The organism is Streptomyces sp. NPDC090442 (genome assembly GCF_044769405.1).
Classification (GTDB): domain Bacteria; phylum Actinomycetota; class Actinomycetes; order Streptomycetales; family Streptomycetaceae; genus Streptomyces.
In genome coordinates this window covers 18,177-42,887 of sequence record NZ_JBIVXW010000053.1, presented here as the reverse complement: position 1 = coordinate 42,887, position 24,711 = coordinate 18,177, and the positions used below count along the sequence as shown (strand labels likewise).

The 24,711-nt window shown below is 70.6% G+C and carries 31 protein-coding genes; 22 read left to right on the top strand and 9 right to left on the bottom strand.

All coding sequences use genetic code 11. From position 1 onward, the window contains the following. The first annotated feature begins 524 nt into the window (after positions 1 to 524). The 14 genes from ACIQU6_RS30765 (at position 525) to ACIQU6_RS30700 (ending at position 8,898) form a co-directional block, all read left to right on the top strand. Positions 525 to 746: a hypothetical protein gene (locus ACIQU6_RS30765; protein WP_403484981.1), complete on the top strand. Its 222-nt coding sequence runs from the start codon at positions 525 to 527 to the stop codon at positions 744 to 746. Positions 747 to 915: 169 nt separating this feature from the next. Continuing rightward, positions 916 to 1,254, top strand: a complete 339-nt coding sequence (locus tag ACIQU6_RS30760; protein WP_403484980.1) for a hypothetical protein — start codon at positions 916 to 918, stop codon at positions 1,252 to 1,254. A 536-nt stretch (positions 1,255 to 1,790) separates the two neighbouring features. After that, on the top strand, positions 1,791 to 2,066 hold the full coding sequence (locus ACIQU6_RS30755; protein ID WP_403484979.1) for a hypothetical protein: 276 nt from the start codon (positions 1,791 to 1,793) through the stop codon (positions 2,064 to 2,066). 300 nt (positions 2,067 to 2,366) lie between these two features. After that, positions 2,367 to 4,250 (top strand): ParB/RepB/Spo0J family partition protein, encoded by a 1,884-nt coding sequence (locus tag ACIQU6_RS30750; RefSeq protein WP_403484978.1) that lies wholly within the window; start codon positions 2,367 to 2,369, stop codon positions 4,248 to 4,250. Positions 4,251 to 4,351: 101 nt separating this feature from the next. Next, complete coding sequence (locus ACIQU6_RS30745; RefSeq protein WP_403484977.1) at positions 4,352 to 4,813, top strand: hypothetical protein; 462 nt, start codon at positions 4,352 to 4,354, stop codon at positions 4,811 to 4,813. A gap of 105 nt (positions 4,814 to 4,918) precedes the next feature. Further along, on the top strand, positions 4,919 to 5,629 hold the full coding sequence (locus ACIQU6_RS30740; protein ID WP_403484976.1) for a hypothetical protein: 711 nt from the start codon (positions 4,919 to 4,921) through the stop codon (positions 5,627 to 5,629). Positions 5,630 to 6,096: 467 nt separating this feature from the next. Further along, positions 6,097 to 6,465, top strand: a complete 369-nt coding sequence (locus ACIQU6_RS30735; protein ID WP_403484975.1) for a hypothetical protein — start codon at positions 6,097 to 6,099, stop codon at positions 6,463 to 6,465. Positions 6,466 to 6,562: 97 nt separating this feature from the next. Then, positions 6,563 to 6,715 carry a hypothetical protein gene (locus ACIQU6_RS30730; protein ID WP_403484974.1) on the top strand — a complete coding sequence of 51 codons (153 nt, stop codon included), beginning with the start codon at positions 6,563 to 6,565 and terminating at the stop codon, positions 6,713 to 6,715. Beyond that, positions 6,712 to 6,999 (top strand): hypothetical protein, encoded by a 288-nt coding sequence (locus tag ACIQU6_RS30725; protein ID WP_403484973.1) that lies wholly within the window; start codon positions 6,712 to 6,714, stop codon positions 6,997 to 6,999. The genes ACIQU6_RS30730 and ACIQU6_RS30725 overlap by 4 nt, the downstream gene beginning before the upstream one ends. A gap of 86 nt (positions 7,000 to 7,085) precedes the next feature. Further along, entirely contained in the window at positions 7,086 to 7,319 is a 234-nt protein-coding gene (locus ACIQU6_RS30720; protein WP_403484972.1) for a hypothetical protein, read from the top strand. A gap of 129 nt (positions 7,320 to 7,448) precedes the next feature. Further along, a complete protein-coding gene (locus ACIQU6_RS30715) occupies positions 7,449 to 7,739 on the top strand; it encodes a DUF6211 family protein (protein ID WP_403484971.1) in 291 nt (96 codons plus the stop codon). Between the two features lie 19 nt (positions 7,740 to 7,758). Continuing rightward, on the top strand, positions 7,759 to 8,427 hold the full coding sequence (locus ACIQU6_RS30710) for a hypothetical protein (RefSeq protein ID WP_403484970.1): 669 nt from the start codon (positions 7,759 to 7,761) through the stop codon (positions 8,425 to 8,427). Position 8,428: 1 nt separating this feature from the next. After that, complete coding sequence (locus ACIQU6_RS30705; protein WP_403484969.1) at positions 8,429 to 8,599, top strand: hypothetical protein; 171 nt, start codon at positions 8,429 to 8,431, stop codon at positions 8,597 to 8,599. Positions 8,600 to 8,625: 26 nt separating this feature from the next. After that, a complete protein-coding gene (locus ACIQU6_RS30700; protein ID WP_403484968.1) occupies positions 8,626 to 8,898 on the top strand; it encodes a hypothetical protein in 273 nt (90 codons plus the stop codon). Positions 8,899 to 8,963: 65 nt separating this feature from the next. Here ACIQU6_RS30700 and ACIQU6_RS30695 read toward each other — a convergent pair whose 3' ends face one another. Next, entirely contained in the window at positions 8,964 to 9,218 is a 255-nt protein-coding gene (locus ACIQU6_RS30695; protein ID WP_403484967.1) for a hypothetical protein, read from the bottom strand. Between the two features lie 511 nt (positions 9,219 to 9,729). Here ACIQU6_RS30695 and ACIQU6_RS30690 point away from each other — a divergent pair. From ACIQU6_RS30690 to ACIQU6_RS30680, 3 genes are read left to right on the top strand one after another with little or no spacing between them, the layout of a single operon-like run. Then, entirely contained in the window at positions 9,730 to 10,809 is a 1,080-nt protein-coding gene (locus ACIQU6_RS30690) for a tyrosine-type recombinase/integrase (protein ID WP_403484966.1), read from the top strand. 9 nt (positions 10,810 to 10,818) lie between these two features. Continuing rightward, positions 10,819 to 11,136, top strand: coding sequence for a helix-turn-helix transcriptional regulator (locus ACIQU6_RS30685; RefSeq protein ID WP_215186552.1), 318 nt, complete (start codon positions 10,819 to 10,821; stop codon positions 11,134 to 11,136). 41 nt (positions 11,137 to 11,177) lie between these two features. Further along, on the top strand, positions 11,178 to 12,899 hold the full coding sequence (locus tag ACIQU6_RS30680; RefSeq protein ID WP_403484965.1) for a hypothetical protein: 1,722 nt from the start codon (positions 11,178 to 11,180) through the stop codon (positions 12,897 to 12,899). 485 nt (positions 12,900 to 13,384) lie between these two features. On the opposite strand, the gene ACIQU6_RS30675 is transcribed toward ACIQU6_RS30680, so the two are convergent. From ACIQU6_RS30675 to ACIQU6_RS30665, 3 genes are all read right to left on the bottom strand, one after another. Continuing rightward, positions 13,385 to 13,972 (bottom strand): hypothetical protein, encoded by a 588-nt coding sequence (locus tag ACIQU6_RS30675; RefSeq protein WP_403484964.1) that lies wholly within the window; start codon positions 13,970 to 13,972, stop codon positions 13,385 to 13,387. 142 nt (positions 13,973 to 14,114) lie between these two features. After that, on the bottom strand, positions 14,115 to 14,855 hold the full coding sequence (locus ACIQU6_RS30670) for a 3'-5' exonuclease (protein WP_403484963.1): 741 nt from the start codon (positions 14,853 to 14,855) through the stop codon (positions 14,115 to 14,117). A 934-nt stretch (positions 14,856 to 15,789) separates the two neighbouring features. Then, complete coding sequence (locus ACIQU6_RS30665) at positions 15,790 to 15,945, bottom strand: hypothetical protein (RefSeq protein WP_403484962.1); 156 nt, start codon at positions 15,943 to 15,945, stop codon at positions 15,790 to 15,792. 874 nt (positions 15,946 to 16,819) lie between these two features. Here ACIQU6_RS30665 and ACIQU6_RS30660 point away from each other — a divergent pair. The 5 genes from ACIQU6_RS30660 to ACIQU6_RS30640 all read left to right on the top strand — a co-directional run bounded on the left by ACIQU6_RS30660 (position 16,820) and on the right by ACIQU6_RS30640 (position 21,412). Next, complete coding sequence (locus tag ACIQU6_RS30660) at positions 16,820 to 17,092, top strand: hypothetical protein (RefSeq protein ID WP_403484961.1); 273 nt, start codon at positions 16,820 to 16,822, stop codon at positions 17,090 to 17,092. A gap of 412 nt (positions 17,093 to 17,504) precedes the next feature. Next, entirely contained in the window at positions 17,505 to 19,127 is a 1,623-nt protein-coding gene (locus tag ACIQU6_RS30655) for a hypothetical protein (RefSeq protein WP_403484960.1), read from the top strand. A 4-nt stretch (positions 19,128 to 19,131) separates the two neighbouring features. Next, positions 19,132 to 20,070 carry a hypothetical protein gene (locus ACIQU6_RS30650; RefSeq protein ID WP_403484959.1) on the top strand — a complete coding sequence of 313 codons (939 nt, stop codon included), beginning with the start codon at positions 19,132 to 19,134 and terminating at the stop codon, positions 20,068 to 20,070. 106 nt (positions 20,071 to 20,176) lie between these two features. After that, positions 20,177 to 20,542 (top strand): hypothetical protein, encoded by a 366-nt coding sequence (locus ACIQU6_RS30645; protein WP_403484958.1) that lies wholly within the window; start codon positions 20,177 to 20,179, stop codon positions 20,540 to 20,542. Positions 20,543 to 20,917: 375 nt separating this feature from the next. Beyond that, positions 20,918 to 21,412, top strand: a complete 495-nt coding sequence (locus tag ACIQU6_RS30640; RefSeq protein WP_403484957.1) for an NUDIX domain-containing protein — start codon at positions 20,918 to 20,920, stop codon at positions 21,410 to 21,412. 166 nt (positions 21,413 to 21,578) lie between these two features. On the opposite strand, the gene ACIQU6_RS30635 is transcribed toward ACIQU6_RS30640, so the two are convergent. The 5 genes from ACIQU6_RS30635 to ACIQU6_RS30615 all read right to left on the bottom strand — a co-directional run bounded on the left by ACIQU6_RS30635 (position 21,579) and on the right by ACIQU6_RS30615 (position 24,701). Continuing rightward, complete coding sequence (locus ACIQU6_RS30635; RefSeq protein WP_403484956.1) at positions 21,579 to 21,806, bottom strand: hypothetical protein; 228 nt, start codon at positions 21,804 to 21,806, stop codon at positions 21,579 to 21,581. 157 nt (positions 21,807 to 21,963) lie between these two features. Beyond that, positions 21,964 to 22,287, bottom strand: coding sequence for a hypothetical protein (locus ACIQU6_RS30630; protein WP_403484955.1), 324 nt, complete (start codon positions 22,285 to 22,287; stop codon positions 21,964 to 21,966). A 76-nt stretch (positions 22,288 to 22,363) separates the two neighbouring features. Beyond that, positions 22,364 to 23,641: a hypothetical protein gene (locus ACIQU6_RS30625; protein WP_403484954.1), complete on the bottom strand. Its 1,278-nt coding sequence runs from the start codon at positions 23,639 to 23,641 to the stop codon at positions 22,364 to 22,366. Next, a complete protein-coding gene (locus ACIQU6_RS30620; protein ID WP_403484953.1) occupies positions 23,638 to 24,018 on the bottom strand; it encodes a hypothetical protein in 381 nt (126 codons plus the stop codon). Before ACIQU6_RS30620 ends, ACIQU6_RS30625 begins: the two co-directional genes overlap by 4 nt. Continuing rightward, positions 24,015 to 24,701: a hypothetical protein gene (locus tag ACIQU6_RS30615; RefSeq protein ID WP_403484952.1), complete on the bottom strand. Its 687-nt coding sequence runs from the start codon at positions 24,699 to 24,701 to the stop codon at positions 24,015 to 24,017. The genes ACIQU6_RS30620 and ACIQU6_RS30615 overlap by 4 nt, the downstream gene beginning before the upstream one ends. Positions 24,702 to 24,711 lie beyond the last annotated feature (10 nt).

Below are 24,711 nucleotides of genomic sequence, written 5' to 3'. Positions count from 1 at the left end.
ATCATCAAACGCCCCGCAACCCGCCGGTGCCGCTGATAGCGTCGTCCCGTCCGGTCGTGCAGCACGCCGGACACCTCCTCACCGCCACGGCCCACCGACACGCCCCCGGTGGCCGTGCGCGGCCGCCCCACCGTCACAGGGGCACGCCCGCCCGGCCCCCTGGCCTCCCCCGTGCCAGGGGGCCGCGGCATACCCGGCACCCGACAACACCCCGTCAGCGAGCCAACCCCCGGCACAGCGCCACAATCTCCGGCCGCACCCGCCCCGCAGCCGCCGCACACAACGGCCCCATCTCCCGCCCCGTCACCCGACCCCCCGGCATCGAGGGCAACGGCCGCCGCACCGGCGCCGGACGATGCCGGCGCCGAACCGGCGCCGGGCGGCGCGGAGTTGGCGCCGGCCGATGCGCCGCCGGCCGTCGAGAAGGACGCGCCGCCGCCCCGCCGATCGGCCGTCGCGCCGGTCGGTCGTCGTCGTGCGGCCGGCCGGCGTCGACCGGCGCCGGCCGCTCCGCCGGCGCCGAGGTGCCGTCACCATCCCGCCGCGGGCCAGGCGCCGACGTCACCAACTCCCGCGCCGGCCCCGGCACCATCGGCGACGGCGACCAGGACCACGACCGCGCCGGCCCCGGCACCACCACCCGCCGCCCCACACCCGGCCCCCGCACCACCACACACCCACAGGCGCCACCCAGCACCAGCACCAGGACCAACCACCGCACCACACCCCGCCTGACCATGCACTGACCAACGGCCCCCCGCCCGCCCCGTCACGCCAACCGCTCCGCACAACCACACCATGCGTAACGTCGCGGGCCATAGGGGACACTGGAGGCCGCCCGGCGGCGCTCGCGTCCGGCCGATGCTGCCCGCCGCCGGGCCCTCCCCACCCCGCACCACCCCGAGGACACGCACGATGAGCAACACCGCCGGCCAGGTCGCCGAGCAACTCGCAGAGACCGCGTGCGAGCTGCACGACACCACCGGATGGGAGGAGCTGGGCCCGGCCGCGGTGGAGGACGCCCTCCAGGCGATCGAGATCACGGCCCTGGCCCTGACCATCGCCCGCCCCGGCATCGGCACCGAGATGGCCGCGATACTCCGAGCCCTCCACACAGCCCGGACCCGTCTGGGCATCACCCCGCCCCCCAACGGCGCCGACGAGACGCGCGACGCCGACGAGGCACAGGCGACGCCGCGACGGCCACGCCGCCGTGCCCTAGGCCACGGCTGGCGCGGCATCAACACCCCGTAACGTCACGACCGACGCCGCTCCGGTACGTAGCCTCCGGCGGCCCTCCGGGGGGCGCAACGCTCCCAGAGGGGCCCAGGGCACGACTGTTGGGTGCGGGAGGGGAAGGGGTTGCGGTGGTGGGGGTGTGGGCCGTGTGGTCCCTCCGGTCGGTCGCCACCTCCGCACCATGCCACACGGCGCCGGGGGCAGCTCCGCAAGCTCCGCCACCCCCACCACCGCGCGGCCCACCGTGAGATGCCGACCGACCGGAGGGACCACCCACCCCACACCCGGACCCCCTCCGTCCTAGCGGACACGCCGACCCCGACCACCCCACCACCCACCATCCCGCCACACCCAAAAAAGAAACTGACACATCATCAAAAAGGCTCTGACCTGCCACTTCTCCATCACGAAACACCTTCGACGGATTGCAATTTGGTCTGAAATATGATGTAATTGGGGTGTTGGTCGGGGGAGGGAATCCCCGCTCTCCGGCCAATCGGGCGGGCCGCATCCCACCCGATCACCACCCCAAACCACCACGAGGAGCACCCATGGCAACCACCGCCCTCAAACACAATGCTGACCCGCACGTGACGTTCTGGGGCGTCCAGCAGGGCCTCAATTGCTACCTCACGCGCAACGGCGTGCGGTCCACGCAATTCGCATACGCCTCGCATCAGTTGGCTATGGACTTCCTGCGACACCGAGTCGACCCCGACGCCCCCAAGATGCCTTACCAAGAACGCTGGTGGGAGGCCCGCAACGTCCACACAGGCGAACTCCTCTACACCCCGGAGCGCTTCACCGCCCCCCGCAAGGCCACGTAACCCCACGACCCGTATCGCTGCACCCCCGCCCAGACCGGCGGGGGCGCAGCGCTATTCAGGCACCCCGCGCGCGTCGCGCACTGGCCGTACCACGATCCCCCGAGGGTCGATGGCGCACCGTCAGAAATGGCCCGACCTGCATTTTCTTCCCTCGAAACACCCCCCAACGGATTGCAATGCGAGCTTGAACGTGATGTAATTGGGGTGTTGGCCGGGGAGGGAATCTCCACTCTCCCCGGCCAACCGGGCGGGCCGCATCCCGCCCGGTCACCACCCGAAACCACCACCCTGGAGTCCCCCGTGACGACCACTCAGCAGCAGACCCACCAGTGGGCTACCCACAGCATCGACGACCTGACCGCCCACCCCGGCAACACCCTCCCCGAGCCGGACGCCGAGCTGGTCGCCGACATCACCGCGCACGGCGTCACGGACCCGCTGCACATCGTCCTCACCGGCAACGGTGAACCCCTGATCGTCGACGGCCGCAAGCGCGCCGCCGCCGCCCGCGCCGCCGGACTGGCCGAACTCCCCTACTCCCGCCGCCCCCTCATCCGCGTGACCGACCTCATGCGCCACCCGCGCAACGCCCGCAAGGACGCCCGCGCAGACCGTGAAATGGTCGAGTCGATCCGCGTCAACGGCGTGCGAATCCCGCTGAAGATCACCCTCACCGACAAGGGATGGAAGGTCATCGACGGGCACGTTCGTCTTGACGGCGCCAAGAAGGCCAAGATCACGCACGTGCCCTACGAGCGCGACGACGAGCGCGACGACGCCGGGCAGTACCTTGACATGGTGGCAACCGCCCGGCACCGCCGAGGACTGAAGGCCGCCGAGGAGCACGGCGCGTTGTTCGCGGCCGCCGAGTGCGGCGCGTCCCTGGCAGAGGTCAAGGCGGCCGGCGGATTGCGCACCCAGACCGAGGCCCGCAAGGTCATCAAGGCCGGAGGGTCGAAGACGGTCAGCAAGGTGACGGCGCATCACGGCCTGACCCTGGACCAGATGGCAGCCCTGGCCGACCTCCCCACCGACGCCGCCCAGCGCATCGAGCAGGCCGCCGCCGAGAGCCGCTACACCCCCAACATCACGCACATGATCACCCGCGAGACCCAGGCCGCCGCCAACGCCGTCAAGGCCGAGAAGCACCGGGCCAAGCTGACCAAGGCCGGCGCCCGCATCGTGCCCGCCGACGAACTCAGCCCCAACGCCCGCCCCGTCGCCGAACTCGACGACGACGCCCGCACCCACCACCACAAGAGGTGCAAGGGCCACGCGTGGACCCTGGAGACCGGCGACGACCACTACACGGCCTACTGCGTTAACGCCGTTCTCTACGAGCACATCGCACCGGCCAGCGACACGGTAGAGCAGGTCTCCCGCGCCGCCGCCAAGGCCCACCGCGCCGCCGTCAAAGCCGGCAACCGCGATTGGGACGCCGCCACCGCCGAACGCCGCGCGTTCATCGGCCGACTCGTCACCGCCCGCACCCTCCCCGACAAGACCGTCAACAAGATGCACCGTTTCGTGGCAGAGATGATGATCAGCGGCGGGAAGATGGCCGAACGCCTCACCGCCAACGGCCAAGACGAGGTACTGGCCGACCTGTTGAGCATCAAGGCCCCGGAAGCGGGCCGCGCCGCCGCCATCGAAAAGGCCGTCGCCAAGGCCCCGTTTAGGCGCCTCCCGGTCGTGATGTTCGCGGTGGTCGCCGCCGGCTTCGAGTGCAAGACGCGCCAGGACGCATGGCGGACCGACGACCAGCACAACCCGTACTCCCGCCCCGAAGCGGCCCGCTGGTTCCGCCTGTTGCGCGACCTCGGCCACGACCTACACCCCATCGAAGCCGCCGTGGCCGACGAGGAGACCTACCACCCCGAACAGCACCAGCCCACCGCCGAGAACATCAAGGAAGCCCCGGCCCAGACCCCCGCCGCCACGGTGTTCGCCCTTCTCGACGAAGTCTTTATGCCTGGCACCGCCCGCACGCTGACGGTCCGCAACCCCGAGGGGTCGGGACTTCTCCACGCGATGCCCATCGAGGGTGCGACCGTCCGTGACGACGCTCCCGACAGCGGCCAGATCACCGAGCAGATCATCCGCGCCGCCGAGGCACACGCCCGAGACCACCACGGCGACAACCCGTTCGGCTGGCCCGAGGAGATCACCATCACTCGGCCCTGACCAGCCCCGGCCGGGGCGGGCCGCATCCCGCCCCGGCCCCCACCCCCGGCGGGCCGCATCCCGCCGGAACTCACCACCCGAAACCACCACAGGAGTTACCCATGCTGGACCAGCACGCCACCGCTCAGACCGTCGCCGACCTCACCCCCGGCACTATCGTGCGAGTCCTCCAAAACCCCCACCACCCGCGCATCCCCCACGGGGCCGCGATCATCGTCAACGCCTACGGGACGCCGGACACCGCCGACATGGTGATCGGATGGTTCTGGGGCATGGGCCCCATCGAGCCCGGACGCACCGCCCACGCGCTGTTCCCCCGCGAGACCATCCGGCAGACCACGGACCTGTTGACTCTCCCAGAGGGCGCATTCCAGGTGATCCAGGACCGGTTGGGCGAGGCGTACACCGACGTCCTGACCGACACCCTTGGGCCGCTGACGAAGGCCGTCGAGGAGGCCGCCAACCTGCGGGACTGCGCCGCCCACGCCGCATGGCGGTGCACGTCGTGCCAGGCCCGCAACACCATCAACGCCCCCACCTGCCGCACGTGCGGCACCTACTGACAAACCGCCACACCAGCCGGGGCGGGCCGCATCCCGCCCCGGCCCCCACCCCCGGCGGGCCGCATCCCGCCGGGGCACCACCCGAAACCACCACAGGAGCCCCAGATGAGCACCGCCACGGCCACGTTCGCCCCCACCCCCATCGAGGTCATCGACGCGACGCTGTCCGTCATCGCGGCACGCGGATACTGGCAACCCACCTCCCGCCAGTGGGAGGCACCCGTCCCCACCGCCTTCGATGTGCGCGCCTACCTCCAGGGCTACAGCTACACCGGCGAACCCGCCGTGTTCCGCGCCATCGCACTCGCCAGCTACGCACTCGACGAGCCCGGCGCGATCCTCACCTGGGCACGGGACGGCGCCGACAGTGCCGACGACTACCGCCGCAACCTGGCCCGCGTCGCCGCCGCCGACCAAGTCACCGAGCAGGACATCCCCCTGTTGTGCTCCGCCGTACCCGCATGGCGCCGCGCACAGCACCGCGCCGCCGTGGCCGCCGAACAGGACGCCGACCGCCGACTGAGCACCCATCAAGGCGTCCCCGACGGCGACCCGATCACCCGCCGCGTGACCGTCGCCGTCGTCATCGACCAGGGCGCCCACCGCAACGGCTCCACCAGGAGCTACCTGATCAAGCTGCGCGACGCCGACCACAACATCTACATCTGGCCCGCCACCTCCCGCACCCGACACCTCCCCGCCCAGGGCGACCGCATCGAGGTGACCGCCACCGTCCACCGGCACACCACCTACCGGGACGGGACCGCACAGACCTACCTCCGCAAGGTCCAGTGGACCCCGATCGCCACCGCCTGACCCACCCCCAGGGGCGGGCGCGACGGCCAGCCCGCCCCAGGCCCACACGACCGGCACCGGTTATCCACACCAGTGCCGGTCACGGCGGCCAAAGGACGCCCTCCGGGCGGCAGCCCGGCCGCACGGCGCGTTCACCGTCCACCGCCGAAACGGCCGCAGACGGCCTTATCCGACGCCGGCCGGGCGCCGTGCCGGTTGTCTGCGGACCGTAGACCACACACCGCCCTACGGGCGGTACGCACCCCACCGCCCACCACCCCGCCGCAAGCGGCCAACTCCCCACCCTCACCAGCCGACTTGCCACCCACAGCAGCACACGACACACCCCGCAACGGATTGCAGGTCGGGCTAGAACATGATTTAATTGGGGTGTTGGTCGGGGAGGGGATCTCCCCCCCGACCACCTTGACGGGCCGCATCCCGTCGAGCATCACCCGAAACCACCACAAAAGCACCGGAGTTACCCCATGCTGAACCAGGACACCACCCCGGAAACCCCCACCGGCGCCATCGTCCACATCACCAAGAACGATGTCTTCTATGGCATTCCGACCGGCACGGCCATCATCGTGGGCGACTACGACGGCGCCGGCGAGCCCATGACCCTTGCCTGGTTCTGGGCCCTTGGCCCCATCACCCCCGGTCGCACCGCCGTCGCCGTGTTCGCCGAGAACATCGAGCCGCAGCCGGCGCAGACCCTCCTGACCCTCCCCGAGGGCGATTTCCGGGCCATCCGCGAAGGGGTGCGCGACGCCATCGCGCAGGACCCGACGCTGGCCGAGGAATTGGAGCCGCTGACCCGCGCCGTCCAAGACGCCGCCGCACAGCGCGACTGACGACACACCCAGGTCAGGCAAACCAACCCCTGACCCGCCCGGGCGGGCCGCATCCCGCCCGGGCCACCACCCGAAACCACCACAGGAGCACACACCCATGTCCCAACAGGACTGGAACCAGCGCGCCATCCCCACCATCCCCCGGCCCCGCACGGCCCCCGACACCAGCGGCAGGCCCCCCACCCCGGGCCCCGGCCGGCTCGACGTCCCCCACCAGGCCCGCAACGGCGAGGAAGGGCGCGACCAGTGAGCCTCCGTGACATCGGGGAACGCCTGAGCGTCACCCACGGACTGACCCCCCGCACCGTCCAGACCCCCACCGGTCCCGGGCTGATCGTCCCCGTCATCCACGGCGGCACGATCTCCATCGCCCCGGCCCCGCACGGCGCCACCGGATGGGCCGCGCACTACCACCGCGCCCACGCCGCCGACGACAGCGGCGACGTCCTTGACGTCGACCCCACCAACGCCCGCGCCATCGCGGACGCCGCCGCCGAGCTGGCCCACTTCCTCCGCCAGATCTGCCCCCACTGACACCGCCGGCGTGCGGCGGCACCACCGCCGCCGCCGCCGCACGCCCCAGGCCACCAACACCCCACCACAGCAAGGCATTTACGCAAATGATCTTCTTCTACGTCATCGCGGGCATCCTGGTCACGCTGGCCTACAACACCCAGCCCCTCCAGCACATCGAGAAGCCGGCGAGCACCCTCGATATCGCCGCCATCACCGTCGGATTCCTCGCGGCCGTCGTGGTCTGGCCGCTGACCGTCATCTACCGCGCGGCCGTCGCCCTGAACTGGCCGCTGACCCTCACCTACCGCGCGGCCGCCGCCCGCCTCCGCCGCCACTGACCACCACCCACAAAGGCGACGGCCGGAGCACCCGCGGGACGCATTCCCGCCGCTCCGGCCGTCAATGTTCACCGCCCGAGGGCCACCACAGCCCTGCCCGGTGAACAGCCCCTGAAAGGAGCAAAAACCATGGTAGACGACCTCCAGCCCCTCCCCGACACACCCGACCCCGCCCCCGGCGACGAGGTCACCGTGTACCCCGGCACGCTCGCCGAGTCCCCCACCCCCACCACCGACCGCCTGATCGTCGCCGACGTCGAAACCCACCCCGCCGGCACACTCCTACTGCTGCACCTGCCCCAGGACCACCCCCGATACTGGGACTGGGCCGCCTACACAGCCCCCACCGACGTCCACACCGTCACCCGGTACGGCACCACGCCCACCCAGGTCCGCACGTGGACACTGCCCCAGCCGTGACCACGACCAGGACCACCCCATGCGCATAATCAACGGCCGCCGCCACGAGACCCGGGACGAACTGGCCACCCGCCACGGCGTCAGCCCCCGCACCCTCAGCAACGCATGGCGCGACCGCGACACCAACGGCCACCCCGACGCCGAAACCGTCATCGGCGACGACCCCACCGCACCCCGCGCCCGGACCCTGTACTGGCCCAGTGTCGCCTTTGACCAATGGGTCAGCGAGACCAAGCCGTTCCGCACCAAGGCGGCCGCGGGCCCCACGGTCCCCGAGGGCATGGGCGGCCCCGCCGAGTTCGCGCAGCTCTGCGGCCACGGCGACACCAGCCTGATCAGCCGATGGGTCAGCGGGGACAACACCCCCCCGCCCGAATTCCCGACGCCCGACTACTGGCACCCCCTGGCCAGCGGCCGCAAACGCCCCTACTGGCACCACGAGCGCATGCAGGAATTCGCCCAGCAGTACACCCCCACCACCCCCGGCAGGCCGAAGGGCAGGAAGGGCTACCGGTACCAGGGAGACGCCCGGCTGGAGCGTGCCCGCCGGCTCCTCGCTCGCCGCCCCGACCTCACCACCGAGGCCGCCGTAACCCACCTCCAGACCAAGGACAACACCAACTCCAGCCCCCGCAGTTGGGCCGCCATCGTCCGCACCGCCCGCCACCACCCCACCCCGGAGACCTGACATGCCCTGCCCCCGGTGCACCGGCCCCATCAACGGCCCCGGCGCCACCTCCCGCATCACCACCCCCCGCACCATCCGCATCTGCACCATGTGCGGCACGGAAGAGGCCATGCGCGACGCCACCGGCCGCGCCCCCATCCCCCACGGCGAATGGCCCCTCACCCGCCACTAACCACCCGAACCCCGAGGAGAGACCCCATGACCAGCCACACCGCCCCCGGCGCCGAGAGCGACACCGAGGCCAACGACACCCCGTCCCCCACCAACCACCAGGGCCGCATCGCTGACCGCGTGGCCGCCGTCACGCTCCACGGCGCCCCCCTCACCGACGAGCAACGCGCCGCCGCCACCGCACTTGTGACCGATCTCCTCGCGGCCGCCGCCGCCCACGGCGTCACCCTCGAAGACTGGGACATGGTGCTGGACCTGCCGGCCGGCGCCGTCGACGTCATCCGGCGCATACACCGCTGACCACACCACGAAGCCCCCGGCCGCGGCCGGGGGCTTCGTGGTACCCACGTCGAGCGGGCGGCGCCCTACCCCGACGCCGGAGGCAGCGCCCGCCGCCGCGGCCGCCGAGTCGACGCCCGCCGACCGGCCGACGCCCCCGCGTCCTCCTCCCGCGTCACCCGACCCGGCCCCGCCACCGGTTGGACATCGACCACCAGCCGCAGACCACCAGACCGATGCACGAGCTCCGTCGGATCCCCCACCCGCACCGTGCCCGACGCCCGCAGCGCCGACAACGCCAACTCCGCCACCCACTCCCCCAACGCCCGGTCACTCGCCATGAACCGCACCTGTACCACCGCAACTCTCCCTTCAAGAAGCCCAGTTCCAAGGCCCGGCCGACCAACGCGGCCGGGCCGCCCGCCCTACGGGCGCGGCACGTCCGGATCCACGTCGACGAGATGGGCCGGCGGCCAGAACAAGCCGCACGAGCAGCCCCGCGGCCGGCGGCCTCCCGGCCGGCCACCGCACCCCACCGGCGGCCAGTGCCCCGGATCCACACCCGGATCCGCGTGCCAGCGCCGAGGGTGATCGCAGTTCTCACACAGCACGCTCGCCCACTTCAGCCCCTCACGCGGCGGCACTGTCGTCCACCTCCAGGTCCTCCAGGTCCTCCAGGTCCGTTGTCGGGACTCCCGCGAGTTCCTTCTGGACAGCCCATCATCTTCTGACCTGCGGCACTGGTGAGCGGGGGTTCATTCGATCGCCTGAAGACTTCGACGTTCCGTCGAGATTCCTGACGTTCTGCCGCTATCCATGACGCATGGTCGTTCGCAGTGAGCTGAGGCGTCGATGACGCTCGCGGTCGTCCGGTCGATCGGTACGCCGCGGCGACTGGCGACGGCGCAGGAGTACGAGGACTTCGAGCAGGAGCTGGTCGACCAGTTCCTGCTCGCCGGGGTCGGCGCCGGGATGGCGGACGGTTCGATTGCCGACGATCGGCGGGCGATCTTCGAGTACGTGCGGTTCCTTGGCAGGCCGGTGTGGACGAGCGGTCCGGAGGACGCCGACCGGTTCCTGGCGGACCAGCGCAAGGTCAAGCGGCTCGCGCACAGCACGGTACAGAGCAAGGCGTGGACGCTCGCACAGTTCTTCGACTTCCTGATCGCTCGCTACCAGGGCGACATCCACGCGCTGACCGGTCACGTGCTGGTGCAGCCGATCGACGAGTTCAACCGGCCGGCCAAGAGCGAGTACGGAACCCAGCGCATCCCGCCCGCCGAGGCGGAGGTGGAGCAGCTGTTCAACGGGTGGCGGGAGTCGTTGGGGAGCGCGAGGAAGTTCCTGCCCGCGGCCCGGGACTACATGGTGGCCTCACTGTGGCGGCGGGTCGGGACCCGCATGACCGAGACGCTCAAGCTGGATATCCGCGACTGGCGGCCGGACCTGGGCGACTTCGGCAAGCTGCACGTCCGACACGGCAAGGGCAGCCGGGGGCGCGGGCCGAAGGGTCGCCTTGTGCCGGCCATCAACTCGACGGACCACCTGATGGACTGGTGGCTCGGCGACGTGCGGCACCAGTTCGGCGACGACTACGCCAACCCCGACGCCCCGATGTTCCCCAGCGAGCGCCGCGACCCCCTGACCGGGTTCTGCCTGCGGGCTGGTGACGACGCGCTGCGGTCGGGCCTGAAGGGCGCGGTGGCGGCCTTCCTGCCCGCGTGGGCCGGGCGCCTGACGCCGCACGTCCTCCGGCACTTCTGCGCGTCCTCGCTCTACCTCCAAGGCGTCGACCTGAAGGCGGTCCAAGAGCTCCTGGGCCACGAATGGCTGTCCACTACGACCCGGTACATCCACGTACACGAGAACCACATCGAGCAGACGTGGGCGACGGCGAACCAGCGGGTCTCGACCCGGCTGGGCCTGGGCTGAGGAGAGGATATGCGCTGGAACTTGCGGATGAAGGCCGCCGAGCGGGGGATCTGGAAGTCCACCGAGATGCGCCGGCGCCTGGCGGAGGCCGGGCTGGAGATCAGCACGGGCAAGATGTCGGCGCTGTGGACGGGGACGCCGACGACGGTCCGGCTCGATGACCTGGACATCATCTGCCTGGTGCTTCAGTGCACCACGGCGGATCTGCTCGTGCATGAACCGGAGGTGGCGGCGGCCAGGAGGCCACAGGCCGAGCCGCAGGCGGCCACCGGGTCCGCGTCGGTGGTGCCGCGGCTGGGCCGCGGCCGGACCCTTCCGCCGCTCTGATGACCCCGCCGAGGACCTGCCCACGGTGCCGCCAGCGGCCCGTGTCCAGCCAGGGCGCGAAGTACTGCCACCGCTGCCGACCGAAGCCGTGCGATCCGCCGCCGTGCCGTCAGTGCGGGTCGACCAAGGACTACTGGACGGCGTTCAAGTGCAGGGACTGTTACCGCGGTTCGTCAGCCGAGCGTGCGGCGTCCTGCCCGGACTGCTTCGCCTGGGGGATGCTGCGGCGCTACGGCCGGATGTGCGTGGGATGCCGTGCGTGGCGTCGCCTCTACGAGAGCACCGGGCCCTGCCGGATCTGCGGGCGCGTCCTGCACCTGGCCGAGGCCGGCGCGTGCCGGCTGTGCATGAAGCAGGCCCAGATGCTGCGGCCCCGCCGCCAGGCCCTGGACCTGGAAGGATCGAACCGGCACGGGCAGCAGCTGTACTTCGCGAACATGGAACGGCGCCTGGAACTGCTGAACCCGAAGGGGGCACGGCGTCGGACCGAGCCGGCTCCGCAGCCTCCGCCGCCGCTGAGGCCGGCAGAGCACCAGCAGCTCGTCATGCTCCCTCCACACGGCCGGGACCTGCGGCGCGGCCAAGAGCGGGGATTCCCCGAGGTCGACGCGCCGGAGGTTGCAGCGGTGCTCAAGGCCGCCGTCGATGACTACGCCGAACGCCACGGGCTGGAGTACTACACCGCCTGGGGCCTGGACCGCGGGCTACGTGTCCTGCTGAGCATCCAGGAGACGCCCGGCGCCCGGTTCAGGGCGTCCGACGTGCTGTTGCTGAGTGACCTGCTCCTTCCAGTCAGACCCCTGCTGAAGCTGCTGGCACAGCTCGACATGCTGGACGACGACCGCACCCCCGGCGTCGTTACCTGGTTCCGCGAGCGCACCGTCGGCCTTCCCGAACCGATGCTCGGCGAGCTCACCACCTGGTTCGAACTGAAGCTGTCCGGCAGCACCACCGCGCCGCGTGTCAAAGCGCGTCCGCCCCGATGGATTCAGCGGATGGTGACACACGCACTGCCCGCGCTGCGAACCTGGGTGGATCAGGGCAAGGACTCGCTCAGGTCCGTCACCCGTGCCGACGTCCTCGCCGTCCTGCCCGACAGCGGCACCCCACGCGTGGACATGCTCCAGGGCCTGCGGCACATCCTGCGGCCACTGAAGAACCGGCGGATCATCTTCACCGACCCCACCGCCCGGATCTTCTGCGGCATGCCGACCCCCACCATTCCCTTGCCCGTCGAGGTCGACGCCCTCCGGGAAATCCTCCACGACCAGCAGGCCCCGCGAGCCGCGCTGGCCGCCCTAGTCATCTTCCACGCGCTCACCTCCGCGCAGCTACGCGGCCTGAAGACCACGGACCTGCGCGACGGACGCCTGTTCCTGCCCGACCGCACTGTCCTGCTCGCCGAGCCCGTACGTATCCGCGTGGCGACCTACCTGGACTACCGAAACCACCGCTGGCCCCGCACTGCCAACCCTCACCTGTTCGTCTCCCAGACCACCGGCTGCGGCGTCGAGCCGGTCAGCAACGTCTGGATCAACGACGTTCTCGGCATGTCCGCCCGCCGGCTCCGCGAGGACCGCCTCCTCCACGAGGCCGAGGCCACCGGCGGTGACCCCCGCCGCATCTGCGACCTGTTCGGTCTGTCCGTCGGCGCGGCCCTGCGCTACACCGGCACCGTCGATCAGCCCGGCCTCATCGAGCACAGTCTCCGCAACGCGGGACCAGCACCGCATCCCGGAAAGAATGATCATGCTGGAACCTGAGGGGCCCGGTAGGACCGGGTGCGCGCTTGTCGGAGGCGGCCGGACAGGCGGACCCTGGGATTGTGGCCAGGAGGAACGTCCGCAGGTGCAGCCAGTGCGCGAGGGATCTGCCCGAAGGCAGCAGGCGATCCCGTCGGTACTGCGGCTCGGCGTGCCGCACGAGGGCCTGGCGGGTGGCGCGGGCCCGCTGGGCGGCGATCGACGCCGGCGGAGAGGCATACCGGGCTCTGATCGAGGGCCGGAGGCACCCGTGGCCCCGGTTCCGCTGCCCAGAGTGCGGAGACACCTGGTACGCCAGCGGCAGCCCTCTCGGCACTCGGAAGCGCTCGGATGCCCGGGTCTGCTCGCCGCGGTGCAGGACGCGGGCATGGCGGCGTCGGCAGCGTTCGCGTTCAGCAGGCGTCACCGCGTGACGCCTATACGTGACGCTACGGGTCTCGCCGATCACCGATGAGGTGGTGTGCACGGAGAGCAGAAAGACCGCTCTACGGACCGACCAGAGCGGTGATGAGCTTGCGGGCCGCCGCCTTGGTCAGCCGCCCCAGCGCCGCTTGTGTCTTCTCCTCCGCTCCCCGTGGAGCCACCCCGGTGCCCTTCACCGCCTTGTTGTACGCGGCGTCGAACCGTTCCCTCCCGGCCCGGGCGACGAGGGTGTTCAGGTACTTCAGCTGGGCCGGGGTGGCCGGGTCCTTCTTCGACTGAGTGGCACGTTCGCGTCGGTCGGCGTACGCGGCGTCGTTCTCCGCCTTGCGCGACTTCTCGGCCGCCTCGCTGCGGTCGATCACGTGCAGGGTCTCCACCCAGCCCTGCCCGGGCTTGCCGGTCACGGCCTCCCACAGCGCGTTCGCGGTCAGCGCCGTCTCGTCCACGCCTTCGGTCAGACCGGGCCCGACCAGGGCCACCCAGCCGCTGCCCGCCCGGACCACGGTGAACCCGGCAGGCTCGGCGTGCTCGGTCACCCAGTTCAGCCCGCACCCGCAAGGGGCGTCGTGGTAGCGGCGCCACTTCGTGCCCAATGCCTCGTAGACGAGCTTGTCGCCGTAGCGCTTGGTATCCCTCGTGAATCCCGACACCGGCGCAGTGTCCCACCGGGCCGGTGTCGGCCGCAGCCGTCTGTCACTCGTACGAGGTCGAGGTCTGACCCTCGGTTCGGCGGGCCGGGACGAACCCGAGCCCGCTTCGGTACCGTTCTGGGCGCACCACCCGCGAGTTCGGCTACGAGCCCCCTTCGGAAAACTCGAACCCACGGCCTTTTCGCATGGCCACGAGGCATTCCAGGACCGCGCGGCAATCTGCGGCGGCCCGGTGACCACCGTGGAGACGCTGCCACCGATAGTTGCCGTGGTAGTCGTCCCATTCCCCCACCCACCGCGAATACGGCACCATCGCGTCCTCAAAGCGCATCGCGTCCAGCCAGGCCGCCGCCATCTCCGCCGCGTCACCAACCGGCCGCAGGTCCAACGGTTCCAACGGCTCACCATCGGCGCCCCGCGACCTACCCTCGATCAGGCTCACCACCGAGGCCGCCCCTGAGCGGGCCGCCGCGTCCGCGGCCCGGCTGACGTAGTGCCGCGTCAGCTCATACCGCAACCGCCCAACGTCGTAGGGCTTGTTGTAGATCAGCACCCGACGCCCGTCCAGAGCGGCCGTCAGTTCCCCCACGATCGCGGAGAACGACGGCGCACCAGACACCATCTCGTCTGTGATTTTGTGCTTCTCTGTCGCGTCGGGCGGAATCGGGATACCCGGGTTCACCAGACGCTCCAGCAGCGGCCGCCCGTCGAGGCCGACCACCGCGATTTCCACGATCCGCGCGTCCTCCGCCAGCCCCGTCGTTTCCGTATCGAGGACGCACACCGAGGAGTCAGACAGCGCGTCCGCGGCCCACCGGCACACCTCCAACAGCTCCCGCCGGTCCGCCGCCTCACGCTCCGCACGCTCCCGCTCGTAGGCCACCTGACGCTCCGCCGCCTCCCGAGCCCACCGCTCCCGCTGCTCCGCTTGCTCCCGCTCGTACGCCACCTGACACGCCCCACAGCGTGACGGCCAGCCCAACGGCCGCCCCGGCGCCGGGTACTCCGCGAAACCGCGCCAACGCTCCTTATGCGCACTCAGGTGCTTTCGCGCCGCCTTCTTCGTGTTCACCTGGACCGTGCACCCGTCCCCCACGCACCACACCACACCCTCCAACCACGCGGCATCACGCTGCCGCAGCATCTCCAACTGCGCCGCACGACACGACTGACACCGCCCGTGTACCGCCGGATACGCCCGCTCCCGCACCGCCCCGCACCCCTGGCACGTCCGCGCTACCAGCCGCCGCCGGGCCAACTCCGCCTTGTCTCGGCAGTCCTGGCAGACCCCCCGCACGATGTACCCGCGTACGTGCCCACACTCCGGGCACGTACGCCGCGCCTCCCGCGCCGCTTTCAACTTCGAGGCCAGCGGCTTCATCCTCACCGCGTCATCCGGGTCGTACAGCGCCACGTCCCCGTAATCCCGAGTCCTCACATACGCACGCGGCTCCACACCCTCCGGCAAATTCAGCCGCAACTCACGGAGTTGAGTCTGAGTCCGCAGATACTCCGGAGCCTGACCACCCCAGTACAGCGGCACGCCCCGAATATTGCCAAGAGGCTCCCCGAGAGCTTCCCTGCCCTCCTCTTCTCGGCTGGCCGGAACGACCGCCGCAGAATTCTCCATAGCTGCACTCACTACGCCTCCCGAAAACGCGGATGGAATACGACCGTAGCAGCTATAACCCGGAAAAGCAGCCCCTCAAACAAATTCGATCAGACGAGCGACGGTGCCGAATTCACGCGCCTTTGCGTGCGCGCGCGATAAAGATTTCAGAAAGGGATATCCCTTTCTTTGCGGGCTCGAAACAAGATCATTTACGGGCTGTGGGCCCGTACTTCTCCAGTGCGTCCCGGATGATCCACGGCACCGACCGCAGCCGCCCTGCCAGGTGCTCCCACGTCTCCCGGTCGGCCCCGGTCAGGAGCCCGCCGCGGTCGACCAGGCCCCGTTGACGGAGCTCGCGCAATGGCCCTTCTGAGACCCGCCACGAAGCCACGCGCAGCCGTTCTGCCAGGTCAGATGCAAACTGATAGTGACGTTGCCGCAACGGCACACCTTCACTCGGACCCGGCCACCGCCCCGACAACGCGACCTCTTCACGCTCCGCCGGAGTCAGCGGCCGCCACGGGCCAACGAGGTCTGGATCAGCCAGTCGTCGAGCCACCGCGTCACCCACGACCACGGACAACGACGGCCACTCCACCGGCCGCATCCGGGCCACGGCAATACGGGCATCTCTCCGAGCCATTCCGTCACGCTCCAAAGCATGTCGCGTAGCCCTTTCCTCCTCACGGAATCTCTTACTCAAGAGATCAAGGACACCCGCTTGTCGGGCGTAGATTCGCACCGTCACTTTCGTGGTTTCCATGGGCAAACCATATCGGGCAAACGCCGGCTATTCTCTCGACTCAGGAATTCTCCTACGCCCCCGGGGCCTCCAAGGCCAGAGCGACGACGTCATGTGAAGGCAGCTCGACGCCTGGAGCCCTCGCGCAGGCCCCCGAAGCTGGACAGCACGCCGCAACCCGCTCATGGGCCACTTACCTCGATCAGGGGGCTTTACCGGAGGGCCGGGCCTGTCTCCCGCACGCCGCCGCGAAGCGGCGGTAGAGTCAGCCCGTCGGCAATTGAGGTTCCGCGGACTCCCCAAGGCGATGACGCCCGAACCCCGCTGACGGAGCGACAGCAGTCGTTTCGAGCCACAAACGCGGCTCCAGGTCAATCCGGATGCGCTTGATTCCCCCCAAAGGGGGGCAGTTGGCGCCCGTTCCCCAGAAAAATCCGGCGCAACACGCCGAATGCTTTGTACCAGCGCGGGGTTTGGGGACTAAGATCGCCCCATGGCAACCGGACGAGACACCGCGCGAGTGCGGGGAGCGCGACGTACAGGCGCGTTTCCCCCTGATCACGAGGTGCGCGCCGCTGCTGTACTCCAGCCAGACGAAGAGGCGCACGAGGCGTTCCGCTGGCTGATCAACGACATGAAGGACAAGAGCGCCGCCCATGTCGTCCGTCAGGCGCTGGTGACGCTGTATCACCAGCGCAACCCGGCAGCAGCAGCCGCCGCCCGTAAGCGGGCAGCCCTCCAGGGGGGTCAGATAGCAGCAAGTTAAGAAGAAGAAGGGGCCGGTGCCCCGTCTACGGCTTCCCAACCGGCGACGGACCGCCCAACACGCCCCAGACTCAGGGACCTCAGCTCACCAGGCTCACAACCACCGCTGAGAATCCCCATCCCATTCCATAACTGAACCCAGGACAGTCCCCCCACGGTTCCGGTTCCCACGCCGGCGCCGCAACGGGCCTTTCTGCGCTCAAAAATGCTCCGAGGCGATTCTCATAGTAGCAAGACGCCCCGGTGACGGCACCCGTATGCCTTCCAACGGGGTGTCGACACGTCAGAATGTCGACACTGCCGACACCGTTGACAATGACCTTTCCGACCGTTTTGGGCGGGTTTCCCGGCCGGCCCCGGCCGCCGAGACGGCCACCCCTTCCCAGCCTCAAGAGGTCCTGAGGTTCCCAGAGTTGACCTCCCGGCTCTGGTTCCGAGTGCTCGCACTGAAGGACCACCGCGGCGAGCTGAGCGCCCCATTGCGCCGCCTCAGCAAGTTTCTGACGTACCAGAGGATCGGCCGGAGGTCCGGCCGGATCATCGGCCGCCGGCACACGCACCAGGTTGACGGAGGCATGGCGCTGGCCGAGCGGTACGCCGCCGTCTACGACCTTGCCCCGGACCGGTTTTGGGCGGACCTGAAGGCGGCGAAGCAGGCCGGAGTAGCCGAACGCATCGTAGCCCCGGCCCCCGGCCGCAAAGCGGTTTACGCGCTGGTGTTGGAGTACCGGGCGATCCCCCACGACCTCCCCGAGGACCTTGCCCGCGCGTTGGGCGTGCACGACCTCCCGCAGGCCGAGGAGCCCGACCAAGACGCCGCCTGCGGTCATCTGACGGAGATGACGGCCCCCCGGTGGGACCTCCAGGCCCCGCCGCTTGAGGAGCCGCACAAGGCCGCCGAGCTGGCCGCCAGGCTGGCCGCCGAGCCCCGGTGGCAGCACCCGGCCGGCACCCCGGCCGCCCTGGCAGCCGAAGCCATCGGCAAGGCCGCCCGCCACCTCCCCGACGACGAGCGCCCCGACCTCCGATGCATCGCCACCACCTCCCGCACCGGCGCAGCCGAACACCACCCCGTCTTCGACATGTTCACCGAACCCAAAACGTCTCCCTATACGCGAGGGGTCTTCCCACCAGGTGGTTTTTCGTCTGCGGGTGGTAGGGAGCTGCGGCTGTCGAAAATCCTGGAAGAGCAGGAAACGACGCCTTCGGCGGCACCTACAAACAGGCGGCCGCTTCTGGCCGGAGATGACCCTGCCTCTCGTGCCAGATGGGTCCTGGCGCGAGCGTGGCACGCCTGGAGGTCCGAACTCGGCAGCGGCAAGATGATTTTGACCTCCGGCCGCTACGACGACGCTGGAGACTGGTACAGCAATCCGGCGTGGGATGACCTGCTCCATGTGGTCACGCTCGCCGTGCAGCGGACCACCCCCACCACCGTGTTGGAGGTGCTGACCAGCAGCGTGCGCGGCGCCGTTGACGTCGGCCGGCTCGCCGCGTGGCGATGCTGGAGGCTGGTCAACACCCACCGGAACAAGCCCGGCCACGCCCCCCGCCACCGGCCCGTGCCGATCACCGCCCGCCAGGTGGCATGGGACGCCATGCCCCCCCCCGACCTCCACCGGCTGCGCCACCAGCAGGCCCAGGCCCCCACCAGCACCGCCCAGCTCGCCGCGCGCCGGGCCCAGCACCGCCGCGCCGAGGAGGAGCGCCGCCGCGTCGCCGAGACCGAGCACGCCCGCTACTTGGAGCGCATCGGCGCCAACCCCGGCCCGATGCGCGAGCCGGAGGAGGTCCACCTCAGCCAGTACCCCACGCCGGTGGAGTCCGTGGCCCCCGTCGACTTTGACCAACTCCCCCCCGCCGAAAGGGCCCGGATCGCCGCGGCGAGGGCCCGCGCCGAGCGCGCCGCCCGGGGCAAGGCGCCCCGTCAGAGCCGCAACGCAGCCGCCGCCGAGGCCCGGCAGCAGGCCGGCACGGATCGGCTCATGGCACGTCTGCGCCGCAAGACCGGCGACGACCAGGACCAGAACGGATAGCGCGATGACCAGCAAAAAGAAGCCGAAGCCGACCGGGGCCGTGTCCGGCCGTACCTACACCCGCACTCGCCCCCGGGGCTTCGCCCCGTGGAAGCCGCGGCCAAACGCACAGCGTCTCGTCGACCAGATCCGTGCGGTGCTGGACGAGTACCACGAGTACCTGCCGCTGACGGCCCGGCAGGTCTACTACCGACTGGTCGGCGCCCACGACTACCCCAAGGACACCGCGCACTATGACAAGTTGCTGGACGTGCTGGCCCGGGCCCGCCGAGCCCGGATGATCCCCATGGAGCACATCAGGGACGACCGAGCCGAGGTCCGCGGATTGCCCTGGGGCTACGACAGTCCCGCCGCCTGGTGGCAGACCGTCAAATCCAGCGCCCGGCACTACGCGCGGCCCTTGGACGAGGGGCAGCCCCGTGTGGTGGAGGTGTGGTGCGAGGCGGCCGGCGCCCTGCCGATGCTCGCGCGCCTCACCGAGCCCTACGGTGTGGGGGTCTACAGCAGCGGCGGATATGAGTCGGTCGGGGCGAAGTGGGCGGCCGCCGCCCGCATCGCGGGCCGAACCCGCCCCACCCTCGTACTGAGCGTCGGCGACCTTGATCCGTCGGGTTTGTCGATGGTGGATGCGGCGGCCGAGGACGTCGCCGCGTTCGTCGGCGATATGGACGGCGAGCCGCCGCGGGTGTCACGGCTTGCCGTAACACCCGCTCAGGTCGAGGAGTTCGACCTGCCGACCGCGCCGCAAAAGCGCACCGATCGCCGCGGCGCCCACATGGGCCAGACAGTCCAGGCCGAGGCCCTCAGCCCGCAGGCCCTGGCCGACATCGTCCGCACCGGCGTCCGCGCCGCCGTCGACCTCCGCACCCTGGACGACGTCCGCCGACGCTCCGAAGAGGAACGCCGGCAACTGATCGCCGAAGTCGCCGACCGCATGCGGTAGTTGGGGTGCCGTTAACGAACAGCGGACCAGCCGACAAGTAACCCACCAGTACCCCGTCGCCCAGCTTTGACCGGCTCCCGCCAGAGCCACCCGGAAGGAACACCCCATGCTCGAACCCGCCGCGGCCGCCGACCCGGCCGCCGACGACACCCCACAGCTCACAGCCGTGTACCGCGAACGGTCCGCCCTCGTCACCTACCTCGCCGCCCAGTACCCGTCCGTTATCGCGCCGGCCACCGACTACCCCGGATCAGGCTGGTACGTCGTGTACGTCGAGGGGCCGGCCGGCCAAATGTCGTGGCACTTTCCGCCCGAGGACCTGCCGCTGTTCCCAGACGCCATTCCCCACGTGCCGACCTGGGTTTGGGACGGCCACAGTACAGAGGAGAAGTACGGCCGGCTGGCCACGCTGACGCACGGAAGGGCGCCCCATGACGAGCGCGGAGAAGAGGAACCCCAACCCGCGGAATGACCTGGTGGCGGCGCTGCAAGGGGTCCAGCCGGAGTACGGGAGAAACAGGCAACCGCAGTAAATGCGGGCACCTGATCTTGTCTCAGAGCCGCGTTTCCGCAGGTCGCTGGAACCGCTGTCGCGGTAAATGCGCGGTTTACTGCGGCAGGCCGACGCGCCGTCACATCACGCTGACCTGCGGAGTCATGCCCGTGCGGCACGCTTCTGCCGTACTCCGGCTGGCCACCAACCAGGTCCGACGTCGACACCTCCGCGCCCTGCCTGTCGAACTGTGCTCTCGATATTTGTTCGTATGTTCGTTCATTAGGTGTTTATGACGTTCGCGCATCGTCGTGGGGACTTGGGCGGGCGCACCGCCCCGACGAAGGGCAACGGATGACGCGTAACCACTTCACCGGCCCGCCGCCCCGCCGCGTAGGCGCCCTTGGGGTCCTACGGAACAGCGAGGGCGCGGTCTTGTTCGTCGAGAAGGAGGAGCCGGGCGCCTTGCGCAGGCCGTACTACCACCCGGGCGGTTGCGTGGAGGGCAACGAGTCCGTCACCGGCGCTTTGGTGCGCCTGGCGCACGCGCGATTGGGGATCGACGTCGAGCCTGGACGGCTCTTGGCCGTGCACCACATGTACGAGGAGCTGCACGCCGAGCGCCAGGAGCTGCACCGCGAGGGCTTCAACCTCCTCTTTGACTGCGGCGTGCAGGACATCGCGCCGGGCGACTTCGTGTTGGGGGCGAACGTCCGCGGGGCCCGGTGGGTCCTGCCGTCCGACTTCGACGCCGTGTTGATGCCGTTCACGGCGCGGCGTACGCGGGCGGCGCTCGAAGCCCTGGAGGGCGGCCAGGTGCAGTTCCTCGCCGGCCACCCGCCGGCGTAGCCCGACCCGAACACCGCGATCCTGGTGTGCCCTGGTGCGTACTGGACGGTTCCTGGCCGCACCAGGGCGCCACAAGCAGACGCGGGGCCAGTAAGCGCCGCAGACCGCAGACCGCAGACCGCAGAGGCGTTGGGAGGCCGGGGCCCCGGCCTCCCGTCCGTCGAGGCTATGCGGCGCGGTGCCCAATCCGGTCGAGGAACCAGGTCCGGAGCAGGGCCACGGGCAGGAGCCACACGGCAAGGTGCGCGATCCACCCCAGTACCCCAAGGAGCAGGCTGGCCACGGCGATCAGGGGCACGGCGAGCCCGGGCGGCGCGGAGGCGAGCAGGCCGAGGCCGCCGAGGAGAGCCACGGTGGCCGCGTAGGTGGCCAGCGCCAGCAGCCACAAGGACACGCCCGCGGCGGTGAGGGGGTAGCCGGCGCGAGCCAGAGGGCGCGTCGCCCAGGCGAACAGCCCGAGAGGCCCTCGGGGTCGTGTCAGAAGCCGCATCATGCCCCCATCCTGACCGAACTGGCCGCCGGTGCCCATCCGTACAGGTACTCAGACACCGCTACCCCCTTGTTTGTACCAGTTGGTGTTCCGCCACCGACAGTTCCAGACCGGTGTCCCAGGTGACGCGGTACGGGAACGGGGAGACGTACCCGCGCACGGCGTGGACGCGGCCGGGGGTGCCGGCCGGCACGCTGTAGGGGATCTGACCGTCGCCCTCCTCCAGCTCCAAGTCCTCATCGAGGGTCGAGCCGCGTAGCGGGACGGCCGCCGCCACCCGGTCCCCCGCCATGAACCGGAGCTGGCCCAGGTGCAGTTCACGTTTCAGCGCCAGCAGTTGTTCAGTGCTCAGGTTGGCTGTCAGCCCGTCCCACGTCACGCTCACCACAACGCCTTCCCCCTTGTTGGTCTGGCCCGCCGTACGGCGGGCCGGTGTGCACGGCGGCCGCCACGCCGCGGCGTCAGCGGCGCATCACCACCGTGGGGTTGTGCGCCCACGGAAGAAGGTCGAGGCCGTAGCGCGACAGGGCCTTGGAGCCGGGCACGAACCGACAATGCCGCTCGATGACGTGCCGTGCGATGCCCAGTTTCTCCAGATGCTGAATGAGGCCCCGCCGCATGCTGTGGCCGGTGTAGCGGGGCTGGCGCCGCCGCAGGGCCCGCCGGCGGATACGCCGGTCGGCGCGGACGGCCTCCCGCTCCGCATCGGTGGCGGCCCGGTTGAGCTCCGCGCGCTCCGCGCTGGTGCTCAGCAGCTCCGATTCCTCCGCCGTCAGCGCGGGGACCAGCCGGGCCAGCCGGGCGCACTTGTTGATGATGTTGCGTACGGTGCGGGCGCCGATGCCGCCGGCCTGCCGCGTGTCGGCCGGCTGACGCCCGGCACACCGGCCGGTGCCGCCGATCCGGCCATGCCGGTCGATGCGCCGCAGCAGGGGCCCGCTGTGGGCGACGCCATGGCGCGCCAGGACCTCCATCCACTCCCGGTAGGCCCGCACGGGGCAGATGTCCGCGTCGGCATCCGTCTGCATGACGATGCGCACGACGTCCGTACGGCGCCCGTGCGGATTGGTCTTGGAGCGGCGGAAGACGATGCGCAGGGCGGGCAGTTCGAGGCCGGGGCCGCCGTCGACGCTTTCGACGTGAGCGGTTTCCTCGCGGACGTCGGGCAGGGCCAGCGAGCCGGGCTCGCACGACCGGCCGGCCATGTGCCAATCGAGCAGGAGAGCCAGCGCATCGCGTTTGCCGCGAACGGTGCCGCGGTCCAGGGTGTCGACCAGGGCCCGCAGATCCGCGCGGCTGCATGCCGTCGACTGGAGGGCATCCCCGGTTTCGTGTGGGTCGGTGGCGATCTCCGCGGCCCGGGAGGCGATGACGGCCCGTACGAGGTAGCGATCCTGCTCGGCCAACGGGTGCCCCTGTAGGGCCAGTTGACTGGACAGGGTGGTGGCGTAGGTCTCGATGGTCTCCACCGGGTGCCGCAGCCGGGCCAGGTGGTTGACGTAGTCCGGCAGGGCGCCGGGGTCGGTGTGCAGCCGGCCGCGCTCACGGCACCAGGCCACGAACCCCTCCGCCCGCGACCGGCGGCCGCGTTCGGTGTTGTGTGGGGTGGCTTCGGCGGCCCGGCGGGCGGTGTCCGCATCAATCTCGTACCCGGCGGAGGTCATCACCCGGCCGTTGACCACCGGGCCATACCCGCCAGGGGTCGGGACGGAGGCGGGGGGCGGGGCGAGTTGCGTCATGCCCCACCCCCGCGGCCCCAGACCTCCGGACGGTGGCGGAACACCGCCGTCAGCAACCGGTGCCGAAGGGCCGGTTCGTTGACCATCGGGTCAGACTTCCCGCCGCCCACAACGCCGACGAGGACGAACGCGACGGGCAGCCCCAGCACCAACAGGCCCAGCGTCGCCCACATGGGCAGGCCCATGTGGGCGCGTCCGCCGGTGAGTTGCTGGCCGACCCTCGGCACGAGCAGCAGAACCCAGCTACCGAGCAGCGCGCCGAGGGTGGCGGAGCGACGCCCCTTCCACCACACGTATCCGCAACGGCCGCCAACCGCGAGGACGACGCCCACCGGATACCACCAGCCGTTCACCATCGCGTCGAAGAGGTCTGTCATGCCGTTTCCAGCGCGCCCGGGACGGGGTCGGCGGAGGCGAGGCGGACGGCGAGGACGAGGTGCCGGCTGGCCTCCAGGGCGAGTTCCGCGCCGTGGGAGGGGTCCGGCACCTGACAGGCCCGGCCCAGGGTCAGGACGGCGCTGATCAAGGCGGTGTCCACCGCATCGTCCAGAACCTCCGCGGCAGTGTGCTCGCCGGCCGCGGTAAGGCGGCGCAGGAGGTCCAGCGCGACGTCCGGCCCCTCATCCAGGGCGGTCAGGTAGTCGCCGCCGACGCCCACGGCGCGCAGGGAGGCGATTTGGTGGGGCGTCAGCTCCGGGACGATGCCGGGAGTGTCGGCCGGCACCGGCGCCTCTCCGGTGAGGGCCGCCTCAGCCTCAGCCAATGCGTGTCGGCGGGCTGTGCACCGGTGGGCCGCCAGTTCTTCGGCCGCCGCAACCGTCGGCCACCGCTCGTCATCCTCCCGCCACGCCGTCTCGATGCGGCCGGCGACTGACGCCGCCAGCATGATCAGCGGCCCGCGGCTGACCTCCACGTCGTCGACGTCGGGGGCCGCGGCGGCGATCGGGCCGTAGATGGCACCGGCCGCCGTGGCGCACTCGCCCACGAGCCGGGTCGCCAGCTCGATCAGTCGGGCGTGACGACGTCGACGGGACGGGGTGGTGAGTGGTGTGGACGTCATGGTGGGGTCC